Genomic DNA, 12,740 nt, shown 5'->3' on the forward strand with positions numbered 1-12,740 from the left:
CTGTGTGATACTATTGTACAATTAACGGGTCCAAAGTGCGATTAAGTTCCTGTGTTTTAATAAGTACAATCTTTTCGCAAATGATGAACATTGCGGGTATTCTTCCCCCTATTTCAACATTCTGTTGCATATTGAGGTTTATGAAACTGGTTAAAAAAAATAAATCCCGGCCATTTTCATGACCGGGATTCCAAGTGTGTATCTATTAACTTACATTATTTGTCGTCAACTTTTTTCTTCACATCGTCTCTAACTTCTTTCGCTTCTTTCTTGGTTGCGTCGTAAGCTTTTTCGGTGCCGCGTTTTGCTTTTTTAGCGCCTTTTTCTACGCCGTCGCCAACTTTATCAGCTCCGTCTTCGATTTTGTCGCCAGCTTTTCTAGCATCTTTTTTTAGTTCTTTCTTAGCCTTTCTTGCGTCAGACTTGGTCTCTTCAACGGCCTGTTCCGTTTTCGTCTGCTCCTGTGCGTATGCTACTGATGAAAGTCCTATCAATGCAGCTAAAACAAATGCCTTCTTCATGATTTTCGAGTTTTGTTGAATTGTTCTTGTGAGCTATTCAACAAAAATCATTCCTTGACTAGTGAGCTTTAATCTCAGCAAAATTGAAAGAGCTCCTTAGACATACTCGACCTCGTTCAAAATATGTGGTCCGATAAATGGGCTAAGACCTTTTTTGGAAACAATATCCACTTTAAATCCCTGAAAAACAGCTTCTAGGAAATTACAGGTTTCAATAAAGTTGAAATATGTCTCCTTATCGTTTTCAAAATCTAGGAGAATATCAATGTCGCTGCTCACTGTACTTTGATTTCTAACAACAGACCCAAACAACCCGATCTCAGACACACCCCATTTTTCTAATTGGGGTTTGCTGGATTGTAATATATTTCTGATATCTGGTTTTTGAAGCATAATAGGTACTGTTTGAGTCTAAAAATAGAGAATCTCAACAACTTTCAAACAAAAATACCCAGCCAATTACGACCGGGTATATGCTTAGTGCTAAACTTTTTAATATCATTTAGAACTCGCAGGCAGCTTTAATGCTACTACCTCCGCATTTGATTCGGGTGAAGTTACTTCGGATTGTGACACTGCATGCACTTTGACTTTGGAATCCATACTATGGATATCAGCACGTTCGACTGCAATATGCGGGGCGATAACTAGTGAGACGATCGACATTAACTTGATCAGAATATTCATAGAAGGTCCCGATGTATCTTTAAATGGATCGCCAACGGTGTCCCCCGTTACAGCAGCTTTGTGCGGCTCCGATTTTTTGTAGAAGGTTTCGCCATTGATTACAGCTCCCTTTTCGAAAGATTTCTTTGCATTGTCCCAGGCACCCCCGGCATTGTTTTGAAATATTCCCATTAAAACACCTGATACCGTAACACCAGCCAGAGTTCCGCCAAGTACCTCAGGGCCAAACAAAAACCCAACCAGAACCGGCACGAGCAGGGCGATCAAACCAGGCGCTACCATTTCGCGGATCGAAGCCTCAGTCGAGATAGCGACACATTTATCGTATTCAGGCTTGGCGGTACCTTCCATAATTCCGGGAATCTCGCGGAATTGTCTGCGCACTTCTTCTACCATTTTCATGGCAGCGCGGCCCACCGCGGCGATAGCCAGGGACGAGAATATGAACGGGATCATCGCGCCGACAAATAGCCCGGCAAGTACATTTGCTTTGTAAATATCAATGGAATTAATGCCCGCAACACCACAGAACGCAGCGAATAGAGCCAGTGAGGTCAATGCAGCAGAGGCAATCGCAAAACCTTTTCCGGTGGCTGCGGTCGTGTTACCAACTGCATCGAGAATATCAGTCCGGCCACGCACTTCTTCCGGCAAATGTGCCATTTCTGCGATACCACCCGCATTATCAGCGATCGGGCCGAATGCGTCGATCGCGAGCTGCATGGCGGTAGTCGCCATCATACCAGCGGCGGCAATCGCTACGCCGTATAAACCTGCAAATTCATAACTGATAAAAATACCAGCAGCCAATACGAGCGTCGGGATTACCGTCGATTCCATACCGACAGAAAGTCCGCCGATGATATTCGTCGCGTGACCGGTCGAAGATTGATTCACGATCGACTGAACCGGACGTTTTCCCATTGCGGTGTAATACTCCGTAACTGTCGACATAATCGCGCCTACAATAGACCCCAGCAGAATCGCCCAGTAAACGTCCATTGAAGTAAAGTCAACTCCTCTTATTGTCAGGTTACCTTCTGGTAACATCCAGATTGTCAGTGGATAGCTGACAATCAACACAATAATAATAGAACCCCAGTTTCCGCGGTTTAACGCTCCTTGCACATCGCCGTTATCATTACTCACGCGCACCAGCAGCATTCCAATAATTGACGCAATAAGCCCCATTCCAGCAATCACCATCGGAAGCAAAATCGGTGCAATCCCGCCAAAATTGTCGGCACCTTCTGCAATAATTTCCCGACCCAATACCATCGTAGCGAGGATCGTAGCCACATAAGAACCGAACAAATCGGCGCCCATACCCGCCACGTCACCCACGTTATCTCCCACATTATCAGCAATTGTTGCCGGGTTACGCGGATCATCTTCCGGAATACCGGCTTCGACTTTACCTACCAAGTCAGCACCTACGTCAGCAGCCTTTGTATAAATTCCTCCTCCTACCCTTGCAAAAAGGGCGATTGACTCTGCACCCAGCGAGAAACCCGCCAGTACTTCGAGCACTTTCTCCATCGCCAGACCATTCACGTCCGTAGAATCTCCTACAAAAAAATAATAGAGAATGATGAAAAGTCCGCCCAGACCTATTACAGCCAAACTAGCCACGCCAATCCCCATGACCGAGCCGCCTGTGAAGGAAACTTCCAGCGCCTTGGTCAGACTCGTACGTGCCGCCTGTGTGGTCCGGACATTTGACTTTGTAGCGATATTCATCCCGATATATCCGGCAAATGCAGACACGAACGCGCCGATAATAAATGACAGACCGATAAAAGGACTGGAATTTTCAACGAGGGTACCGGAGTAGCCTAATAAAATAGAGACGATTATTCCGAAAATTATGAGTACACGCCATTCGGCTTTCAGGAAGGCAAGGGCACCATCTGCAATTGCATCCGCTATTTCTTTCATTTCAGGATTTCCTGCATCCTGGCGGACAACCCAGCCTCTTTTGAAGAACATCACCAGCAGGCCGATTAGACCGAACACTGGCACTAAATAGGTAATGATACTCATGCGATATACAATGTTTGGTTGTAAGGTTTATAATTCCGTAAATATAGAGAATGAGACCTCATAACAAAATCGCAAAAGGCTTATTTTTGGTTAATTCGTATAGATTTTATAAAAATTTGGGGAATATTTTGAGGACGGAAAGCATTGAAATCTACTGCGCCAGACGAGTTGTCACTGTTAACTGACTAGCTTACAACTCCTTTGTACTTTTTGGCCGCGCAATTTTTAGGACCAAGAGGCTTATGAGGAACGTCACTACTCCAGCTGCAGCAGCCAATAAGGTTCCTCCCAGAAAATACTGGACAAAATTGAGGTGAATAGATTCGAGGGAAAGGTTTTTCAGATCGTTAATCTGAACCCCATTCTGATAAAACAAACCGCCGAATTTGTAGCTCAGGAATATGATCAGCGGGATCATCGGCGGAATACTGATATTCGCCGCGGCCAGAAAAAGCACTTTGTTCATCTTGAAATAAATCGAAAGCGGTATGCCCACCAGCAACTGAAACCCCCAGATCGGCACGATTCCCATGAAGAATCCGAACCCGATTGAGCGCGCTTTATTGAAGTTGGATTCGTCGGATTTAATGGCTTCCGCCTTAATTAATTTCCATAAACCTTTTCTCCGCACTTCCTCGATCACTCTTTTGGGGAGATAATAAAGGAGGGTCAGGATCACCAGCCAGGTATTGAGAATGCTGATCCTTGTAAAGTCGCGAAACGGCCTGAAATGCGTTACGCGCTCATTTTTATCGTAAATAACGTTGATATTAACCGGTATGATCGGGACCTGACGCCAGGCCATTTTGACGATTACTTCAATTTCGGTCTCGAATTTGGTCGTAAAGAGTTTGATGGTTTTCAGCGGCTCCAAAGGATATAACCGAAAGCCGGTTTGGGTATCCGGCAGTGTAATGCCGGTCTCGAATTTGAACCAGAAATTGGAAAATTTATTACCGAAAGAGCTCTTGCCCGGCACTCCCTCCTGCTCCATATTCCGCGATCCCATCAGCAGCGCGCCCGGATGTTGCAGGGCTCCTTCTATAAACACCGGGATATCACTCGCAAGGTGCTGACCATCAGAGTCAAGTGTAAGCGCATATTTGTAACCGAGCTTGATCGCTTCCTTGAAACCAAGTCGCAGCGAATAGCCTTTGCCGCGATTAGGAAAGCTGTTTAAAACCCTGAGCTTCACACCATAAGAAGCCAAAATGTGCAAGGTACTGTCGGTGGAACCATCGTTGACAACAAAGAAGGTAACCCCCGCCGCATAGGGCATAACCGAGTCGATAACCCGGCGTACAGTATTCTCATTATTGTAGGTGGGAATGATAATGCAGCACTGAATATCCGAAAGCGTCATTTTGTAATACGGGACTAATAGAAATCGATTTAAAATGTCCGCTGAGTAATTAAAAAGAGCCTTATTCGTAAACGTAAGTTGCCTGCATTTTAAAAAAAACCGTACTTCCCCATTGTCCGGTTGCAGATACTTCTACCAATTCTTCCGCCTTGTACTTTATATTGATCGTTACCGACGGATTGGCGGCAGGGTCGAGAATTTCCAGGAACTTACAAGTTCTGAGCGCTTTAAGTCTCAACGGCCGACCCAGATGCTGCGCCAGAATATCCCTGACCATTTGCATTTGTATCACGCCGGGCGTAACGGGTGAACCTGGAAAATGACCTTCAAAAATCGAATGCGCTGCGTTCACCGATACCTCGGAAACAAGCTGGCCGTCGACAAATCCGGTATGTTCAATGTTGTAAATTTCCTGCGACATTGCTTTGAAGGGTATACTTACAAAATCTCGAAGAGGCTATCATTTATTTGCGAATTGAATTTTTCGCTATGGAATTTCAGTAAATTCCGGTCGCCTCCTTTGTCGAAAAAAGTAAGTTCTTTTAACCTGAGGGTACTTTTCGGGAATACCATTGTGATTTTGGAATAGATGTTCTTCAATCTCCTGTTCACCGGCGTCAGAACGATCATATACTGGTCGTCGCTGGCCAGCGCTGCGATTGAAAAAGCTTTGTTCTGCTGAAAATCTCCATTCACGAGCCCGATCATCAACTCCTTGATCTGAGCCGCCATTCTGCTCGCCTGCCCTACGTTTTTCTCTTTCCCACCTTCCTCGATCCGCAGCTTGTCGCCATTGATCATAATCACATATTTGACCGGATTTTTTTGTTCCCAGCGCATTTTATTTTGTTTGAAATAGAATACCCCCGACGATCGCTCAGGCTCTTTCAACACAGCCAGGTGCTTTTCTTCGGTAAATGCAGCCTGTATGGAAGTGGTAGCCTGCGACGTTTTTTTTAGTTCTGCCAGGAGTTTTGCCTGGTCCGCCGCTGGCTTAAAACTCTGAGCATTTAAATTCAGGCAAGAAAATACGAGCAGCAAACTTAAAATGCTTTTATTGATCATAGGGTGCTTTTTCAATCAGTTGGGAGAGCGGGACGATCTTGATCCCTTTTTGCAGACAATGCTCGATCACATCTTCCAGTGAATCGGCGGTGATTTTCAAATTATCGTGCAGTAAAACGATGTCCCGCGATTTTAATTTGGACATAACCCTATTGATAATCTGATACTTATTATCCGCCCGGGTATCCAGGCTCCTGACAGACCAGCCAATTGAATGAAGCCCGAGTTCTTTTAAAACCGAAGCATAAACGGGATTTGTAACCCCAAATGGCGGCCGGAAAAAGAGCGGGGTTTTATTAATTGTAGAAGATATGATTTCAGTACAGTGACTAATATCTGCTTTTAATCTGCTTTTTGAGAAAAATCCCAAGAAGTAACTGTGACTGAATGTGTGATTTCCTATTGTATGTCCCTCATCTTCAATCTGTTTTAAAAGCTCCGGATACTTAGCAGCCTTTTTCCCAATTACAAAGAATGCGGCTTGAATTTTCTTTTCCCTTAAAACTGCCAGGATCTTCGGAGTTGTGTCAGGATCGGGGCCGTCGTCGAAAGTAAGTGAAATCGCCTTTCTCTTTCCTTTGTTAACCGATTTGAAAAAGTAGTTGGACTGAATGTGGAAAGAACCGTAGGCAGTAGCGGCGAGGTATAGGAGCACTATAATAATCCAAACGATCCAGGCCAGGCCGGTGTCCCAGAAAATGATCCCGCTTAATGCAAAAACGGTGATAGAAATGAATGTAACCAGATTATGCTTCAACGCTTTGTACCAAGGTTAGGCCCAGATTTTCTTTTCTGAGCGCATTGAAGATAAGGATATTTTTGAGCGATCTGTCCTGACTGATCAGATCAACCGCATAATTCAATGCGAATGCTGATGCCGTAGGATAAACGCCGCATAACGACAAATAATTAATACACTTTTCAGGATCTAAACCCGCTTTTCGCCAAATGCTCTCGTATTCACCTTCGTTTGCATTGCCGGGAACAGCGTAGATAATCTTACTTAGGTCGTTTATTTCCAGCGAGTTATTATTTAAAAATCGCGTTAATTTCTTTACCGGATCCTTCGCAAATGCTACCGGTTCACAATCCGCAATGCGAGCAACAGTACCCTCCCCTTTTTCTTTCGAAATAGTAAAAAAAGAAGCTCCCGAAGTCAGCGGAAAACCTGGTGCATAGCCTAAATGCGACGTAATCTCGGAAAGGATTTCAATATGCTCGTCGGCAGCACCTACCAGAATATGCTCCTCTCCTTCGTCCAGTAGCAATAAGGCATCCACCATCGCGTGCTCGAAAGAGAGTGTGTTCTGCGTGTGGGTCATGTTGTAACCGTGGTTGCCAAGGCTCAGCGAAATCTGCCCCGCCATTGTATTATGTGTAGACTGGATAAATGCAGTCGGCGGCAAAAGTCCCTCTACGGTAAGGGAGGTATTGAGAAATTTGTCGGTATCCTGCAAACAGCCCAAACCAGTTCCGGTAATGATCGCATCCGGCTGGTCCAGACCGGTCTGAGCGAGGCAATCTTTGGCACAAGCCACCGCCATTCGCAGGATCTTGCTCATTCGACGCAACAGACCAGCGTCTATAAATGCTTTGTAATCAGGGGTAATCAATGCGGGAGGCACCACCGGGCTCATGGAATCCGAAAATCCGGTTTTACCGAAAGTATCCTGATGTGAGATCGTCGAGGCGGCGGTTATATAATAGGTATTTTTTTCCATATCACGCGTGATCTGCGAATACCAGGGAAGAATTATTACCGCCAAAACCAAATGAATTCGAGAGTACGGCGTGGATCGGAATATCGGTTTGCAGGCTTGTAACGGGTGTCAAGCAAGTTTCTTCAATGGGATTTTTAAAATTCAGATTAGGGTAAACCAGACCATTTTGAATCGCCAGCACCGAGAAAACTGCCTCTATCGCGCCAGCCGCGGCCAGCGTGTGCCCGGTGAATGCTTTTGTAGAACTGAACAAAGGAATGTTTTCGCCAAACACATTTTTCAGCGCCACGGATTCAGACAGATCGTTATTTTTTGTGCCGGTACCGTGCGCATTCACATAGCTGATCGCTTCCGGCTCAATTCCGGATTTTTTTAATGCATTTCCGATTGCCAGTGTAGCACCGACTCCTTCCGGCGACGAAGCAGTTTGGTGATACGCGTCAGCAGCATTCGCCCAGCCACTGAGGTAACAAATCGTTTTATTTCCCGAAAACGCAATGCTTTTCTCTCCCTCTAAAAGTAAAAAAGCAGCTCCTTCGCCCAGATTCAGGCCGCTTCGCGTTTCATCAAATGGCCGGCACCATTGATCGTCATAGATCATCAGCGACCTGAAACCATCAATTGTGAACCGCGCGAGTGCATCCGAGCCGCCTACGAGCACCCTGTCCAGCTTATTTTGCAGGATCAGTCTTGCGCCCAGCATAATCGCATTAGCACCTGAGGAACAAGCAGTTGATAACGTATTTACATAATCCGAAATGCCCATTTCCACAGCGATCCGCTCCGTTGTGGAGCCACTATCGTGCGTTTTCAGCAGCGTATAATCCGGATTATTTTGGGTAAGATAATCTTTGTAAAAAACCTCACTCCTATCCATTCCGCCCACCGAAGTAGCGGAAATAATGCCGGTTCGTAGCTCGCTATTTAACTTATTCTCGCCCCACGCTTCCCTTGCGGCGTGAAGCCCCAGGAGTGAGGTACGGGAAATATGTGAAGAATCAAGACCCAATTTTCCTTTCAGGTCCGCATTGGAAGCTTTCACCTCGCCCACCAAAAAAGGTCGCGAATCTTCCAGATAAGTTATTTCCCCGATACCTGATTTCCCTTCCCGCAGTGATTGCAGGTTTTCTGCCACTGAAAATCCAATAGCCGAAACGACACCAATACTGGTAATGCGTACACTCATTGGAAGATCAGCTTTTCCTTTTACGGATGTATTCGGCCATGGAATTGATAGATCTGAAAGCTACTTTGCCTTCGTCAGGGTTTGTAACCTGAATGCCGTGGTATTTTTCGAGCAACACGATCAGTTCCAGCGCGTCGATCGAATCCAGGTTAAGACCCTCTTCGTTGAACAATAGATTATCGTCGGAAATGTCCGCTGGGGTAATGTCTTCGAGGTTTAACTGCTCTATGATCTGCTTTTTAAGGTCTTCTTTTAACGTGTCCATTGTCGATGTGATGTTGTTATGCTTTTTAGTTTATCGATGGTTTGTGGTTAAATAGGCTGGCCAGATTTTCCGCATTCAGCGGCGTGCCAGTTTCTTCATTTTCTTCAACAAAAAATAAGAACACGTCGACTTTCCCTTCCAGAATTTCGAGCCAGCCACAAAGCGCAGCTTTCGACCCGCCTGATTTTGTGATATTCAAGTAATTGATATAAAAACCGGGCTCAAAATTAGGCAAAATGGCAAACATATTCTCTCCGTACCATTTGTTCAAGATCGCGATTTCTCCTAAAACGATATTAGGCAGCGTGTAAACGAAAAGTGACGGACTGGGAGACGAATTACCCTCATACGACCGCAAAAAGCGCATATCCGTATCGGTGCTCGACGAACTGTTTGCAAAAATCATTGCAATTTCATCGTCCGGATAGCTACCAGCAACGCGCAGATTCGCCCGCTTAATCAGTTCAGCGCCCAGAAAACCTGCCTGCGAAAGCAAGTCCATTTTATAAAATTTGGGGTAAACAAATTCCTGTTCCTTATAGATCTGCTTGAACCAGGAATCTTCTGAATCTACATCCCGACGGGAAATTACTTCTCCATTCACAGCACAGAAATCCTCGTTTAACCGGCAATATCCCGTTACAAAATTCATATACTCCTGATTAACAAGGATGCATTTCCTCCACCAAATCCCGAGGCGGTTTTTAATACAGCCGATAAACGCCGTTTTTCATTTACAGTAATGATATTTAACGGCTTGGAAGTTCCTTTCTCGCTATAACCCAGACTTTTGACCAGCTCACTATTGCGCATCATTTGGATGGAAGTGGCTGTTTCGATCAGTCCGGCAGCGCCTAAGGTGTGACCGAAATAGCCTTTCAGACTACTGAGAGGAATATTGCTCATACTCAGCCTATCGAATGCAATCGATTCCATTTCATCATTATAGATCGTCGCAGTTCCATGCGCACAGATAAAGTCTATTTCAGCTGTGTCTATCTTATTACTGGTCAGCGTTTTAATTACACTTCTGAACAACCCTTCTCCTGTCCTCGACGGGCCGGAAATGTGGTTGGCATCATTGGCACTTGCGCCTGCCAGCAACTGAAACGGGGTTTCTTTAAAAATGTCTTTTGAAGTTGATAAAACCACGGCTCCACAACCTTCCCCCAGCGTAATCCCGTTTCTTGCATTGTCAAAAGGAGCACAAGGTTTGTCGCTTACAGCAAAAAGGGACTGGAAACCATTCACTACAAAATCCGAAATGACGTCACATCCGATCACGATTGCATGTTCATAAATGCCGGCCTCAACCAACTTTCCCGCCGTATTGATCGCCAGCACGCCCGAAATGCAGGCATTGGAAACCGTGATCGGTTGATTGGCTAACTTAAAATGTCGGGAAAGAGCCGCAGCAGGTCCCGCGAACTGATCTTTAATATCAGTATCAAGCGCACCTTTGGTGGAACTGATGATAACGATCGTGCGGGTTGAGGTGATAATTTGAGAATCGATGAGCTCCGAAACCTTAGTAAGTGCCTGAATGAGCAGGTTTTTAAACCGCCTGGTCGTGTTCAGCGCGAGCATCTTTGCCAGATACATTCCCTCACCTGTATATCCTGCTCCCTCAACAAACGAAATACCCGACCGGTTTTGGGCCAGGGCATTCCAGTTTTCCTCCGCAGTGTCGCCGAGCGGACTGATAATTACCTCGGCACCTATATAACTCATTTTTAATTCGCTGGTTTTTGGAAACAGGACTATACCTGATTCCTTTTTTTCCATTCCCGGTAAAAATCGGGCGTGATCAATTCAAGCGTGCGCGTTTCTTTATCTAAAAAAACCTGCATGGTTTTACCGATCGCACATACTTCGCCGGTTGTCTGATTAACTACTTCATATTCAAACTGGATCTTCGCAGACTTGGTGGGCACATATCTGGTGATCACTTTGATTGCCTGCCCGTAATAGACCGGCGCCTTGTGGTCAATTTCCGATTTGACGATTGGGGTAAAATATCCGTGGTCAAAAATTTTAAGGTATTCGAGTCCGAAAGTTTTACCAAAAGCCTCGCGTCCGTCTTCAAAAAATTTGAGGTAGTTCCCATGCCAAACTACGCCCATGGCGTCGGTTTCACTAAATCTTATATCAATTTCGATTTCCGAAGCAATCATTATTATCGTTTGTTTGGGGTCATTCCGTCACTACAATCTTCATTTCACAACCCAGCAATATACGTCCTTCCAGGAAACTTTCACCTTTCACAAGGTAAATATTTCCCAGCTGGTGCAGCGGGATTACGATCGTTTGCACGGTTGCCCCGACGGGCGGAAGCTCAAAAACTTCCAGCTTCCCGATCGCCCCGATGAACCCGATCTTTGCTTCCCCAGCCTGCTCTTTCGCCAGATAACCGAATGAAGCTGCACAAGTTTGCGCGATATTTTCGATCAATCCCGTTTCCTGGAAATAGCCATTTGCGACGAGCAAATTATCAGCTTCAATGCGAAACTCTGTTTCAAATCTCGCCTCAGTTACGCTGATCAGGCTATCAACCATAATAAACGGCGCACGGTGCGGAATGTAGTCGGTGATCGATTCCCTTGTAATCAGCATTAATTGAAAAAATTATAGTAGTTAAACCACTGCTCGGGATATTCCTTCACCTTTTTTTCCAGCTGAGTGACGTACAATCGGGCAATTTCTTCTGGCTTCATTTTAGAGGTTATGGGCAAAGTTGCGCTGAGGTGATAACTGTATTTGCCATTTTTAGCCGCAAATACAAAGGTCACCGGCGCATCAAATTTCGACGCAATCACAAACGGACCGTGTGGAAATTTTGCTTTTTTTTCCAAAAAATCAAGCTCAATGTATCTGGCACCTTCCAGGTAACGGTCTGAATGAATAGCAACGAATTCGTTATTGATCAATGCGTTGCGAATGGAAATAATATGCGAGAGATCATTCTTGATCGCAATTACTTTAAACCGGGAACCGCCGGTCGACAGATCCATATATTGCTTAATGCTCTCCACTTCGGCGTCCAGCATTACTATGTTGATTGTTGGGGTAATGCGGCCTTTGAGCAGGTTTCCGGCAGTTTCCCAGTTTCCCAGGTGTGCGCTCAGCAGTATCCCGCCTTTGCCCTGATCACGGATATCGATCAGGTACTGCTCATTTTCGAAAGTGTGGGTGAATTGTTCATTCCTGCCCAGCAGAAAAGCAGCGCGGTCGACAAGCGTTTGTCCGAAAATATAGAAATTTTTCCGAACCAGCTTTTTCGCGCCGGCCCGCTGAATGTGAAGGGTATTCTGATAAAAATCGAGCAGCGCGTTCCTGGGCTTGGAGGCGAACAGATAGTAATAAAAAGTGACTATTCGCAGCAGGTAATAGGCAAAGTTCAGTCCCAGGGTATTAATGAAAAAGAGAAATATCTTGTACCCTGTTAAAGATCCCTTGGTCTTACCGTCCCAACGGCTCATTTAAAGTGCAAGTTTCTTACGGACTAACTGATAAAAATCTCCGAAGGTAACAATCTCTCTAAAATCTTCACCTGAGAGCTTGATTCCAAGGTTTTCTTCTATCAACACCACAAGATCCACGTAATCGAGACTGTCCAGATCGAGGGTATCCTTCAAACTGTTCTCAGGACGAATCTCGCTTCTGTCCACTTCAAACTCCGTTGATAAAAAGTCCCTGGTCCCTTCGATCACTTCTTCCCAACTCATTTTTACATCGTTAGCATACATAGCTGTAAAATTAGTTTATTCTCACTGATAGTTAAAAATATTCCCAGATTTTAAAAGCACCGGCAAGTTCACAAAACAACTAACATTCGGTTAACTATCATCATATGACCTCTGGAGGAGAACAAAAATACGAAAATACGGGT

General features: G+C 45.1%; 16 protein-coding genes. All 16 read right to left on the minus strand.

What is annotated here, in order from left to right:
* Positions 1 to 215: 215 nt before the first annotated feature.
* Positions 216 to 521 carry a hypothetical protein gene (locus KOD92_RS01810; RefSeq protein ID WP_215231811.1) on the minus strand — a complete coding sequence of 102 codons (306 nt, stop codon included), beginning with the start codon at positions 519 to 521 and terminating at the stop codon, positions 216 to 218.
* A 96-nt stretch (positions 522 to 617) separates the two neighbouring features.
* Positions 618 to 914 carry a nucleotidyltransferase family protein gene (locus KOD92_RS01815; RefSeq protein WP_215231812.1) on the minus strand — a complete coding sequence of 99 codons (297 nt, stop codon included), beginning with the start codon at positions 912 to 914 and terminating at the stop codon, positions 618 to 620.
* 105 nt (positions 915 to 1,019) lie between these two features.
* Positions 1,020 to 3,251, minus strand: coding sequence for a sodium-translocating pyrophosphatase (locus KOD92_RS01820; protein WP_215231813.1), 2,232 nt, complete (start codon positions 3,249 to 3,251; stop codon positions 1,020 to 1,022).
* 190 nt (positions 3,252 to 3,441) lie between these two features.
* Entirely contained in the window at positions 3,442 to 4,614 is a 1,173-nt protein-coding gene (locus tag KOD92_RS01825; RefSeq protein ID WP_215231814.1) for a DUF2062 domain-containing protein, read from the minus strand.
* A gap of 61 nt (positions 4,615 to 4,675) precedes the next feature.
* Entirely contained in the window at positions 4,676 to 5,035 is a 360-nt protein-coding gene (locus KOD92_RS01830; protein ID WP_215231815.1) for a 3-hydroxyacyl-ACP dehydratase, read from the minus strand.
* A gap of 17 nt (positions 5,036 to 5,052) precedes the next feature.
* Positions 5,053 to 5,679 (minus strand): LolA family protein, encoded by a 627-nt coding sequence (locus KOD92_RS01835; RefSeq protein ID WP_215231816.1) that lies wholly within the window; start codon positions 5,677 to 5,679, stop codon positions 5,053 to 5,055.
* Entirely contained in the window at positions 5,669 to 6,436 is a 768-nt protein-coding gene (locus KOD92_RS01840) for a polysaccharide deacetylase family protein (protein WP_215231817.1), read from the minus strand. Before KOD92_RS01840 ends, KOD92_RS01835 begins: the two co-directional genes overlap by 11 nt.
* Complete coding sequence (locus KOD92_RS01845) at positions 6,426 to 7,445, minus strand: beta-ketoacyl synthase chain length factor (protein WP_229254479.1); 1,020 nt, start codon at positions 7,443 to 7,445, stop codon at positions 6,426 to 6,428. The genes KOD92_RS01840 and KOD92_RS01845 overlap by 11 nt, the downstream gene beginning before the upstream one ends.
* Positions 7,402 to 8,586: a beta-ketoacyl-[acyl-carrier-protein] synthase family protein gene (locus KOD92_RS01850; RefSeq protein ID WP_215231819.1), complete on the minus strand. Its 1,185-nt coding sequence runs from the start codon at positions 8,584 to 8,586 to the stop codon at positions 7,402 to 7,404. Before KOD92_RS01850 ends, KOD92_RS01845 begins: the two co-directional genes overlap by 44 nt.
* Positions 8,587 to 8,593: 7 nt before the next feature.
* Positions 8,594 to 8,863 (minus strand): phosphopantetheine-binding protein, encoded by a 270-nt coding sequence (locus KOD92_RS01855; protein ID WP_255567380.1) that lies wholly within the window; start codon positions 8,861 to 8,863, stop codon positions 8,594 to 8,596.
* 13 nt (positions 8,864 to 8,876) lie between these two features.
* Positions 8,877 to 9,503, minus strand: a complete 627-nt coding sequence (locus tag KOD92_RS01860; RefSeq protein ID WP_215231821.1) for a beta-ketoacyl-[acyl-carrier-protein] synthase family protein — start codon at positions 9,501 to 9,503, stop codon at positions 8,877 to 8,879.
* The gene (locus KOD92_RS01865) at positions 9,500 to 10,636 is read right to left on the minus strand and encodes a beta-ketoacyl-[acyl-carrier-protein] synthase family protein (RefSeq protein WP_229254480.1); all 1,137 of its coding nucleotides are present in this window, start codon (positions 10,634 to 10,636) and stop codon (positions 9,500 to 9,502) included. The genes KOD92_RS01860 and KOD92_RS01865 overlap by 4 nt, the downstream gene beginning before the upstream one ends.
* Positions 10,612 to 11,025 (minus strand): acyl-CoA thioesterase, encoded by a 414-nt coding sequence (locus KOD92_RS01870; protein ID WP_215231822.1) that lies wholly within the window; start codon positions 11,023 to 11,025, stop codon positions 10,612 to 10,614. Before KOD92_RS01870 ends, KOD92_RS01865 begins: the two co-directional genes overlap by 25 nt.
* 19 nt (positions 11,026 to 11,044) lie before the next feature.
* Entirely contained in the window at positions 11,045 to 11,464 is a 420-nt protein-coding gene (locus KOD92_RS01875; protein WP_215231823.1) for a hypothetical protein, read from the minus strand.
* The gene (locus KOD92_RS01880; RefSeq protein ID WP_215231824.1) at positions 11,464 to 12,330 is read right to left on the minus strand and encodes an LpxL/LpxP family acyltransferase; all 867 of its coding nucleotides are present in this window, start codon (positions 12,328 to 12,330) and stop codon (positions 11,464 to 11,466) included. The genes KOD92_RS01875 and KOD92_RS01880 overlap by 1 nt, the downstream gene beginning before the upstream one ends.
* A complete protein-coding gene (locus KOD92_RS01885) occupies positions 12,331 to 12,597 on the minus strand; it encodes an acyl carrier protein (protein WP_215231825.1) in 267 nt (88 codons plus the stop codon). It abuts the gene before it with no gap.
* Positions 12,598 to 12,740: the final 143 nt, after the last annotated feature.

The organism is Dyadobacter linearis (assembly GCF_907165045.1).
GTDB lineage: Bacteria > Bacteroidota > Bacteroidia > Cytophagales > Spirosomataceae > Dyadobacter > Dyadobacter linearis.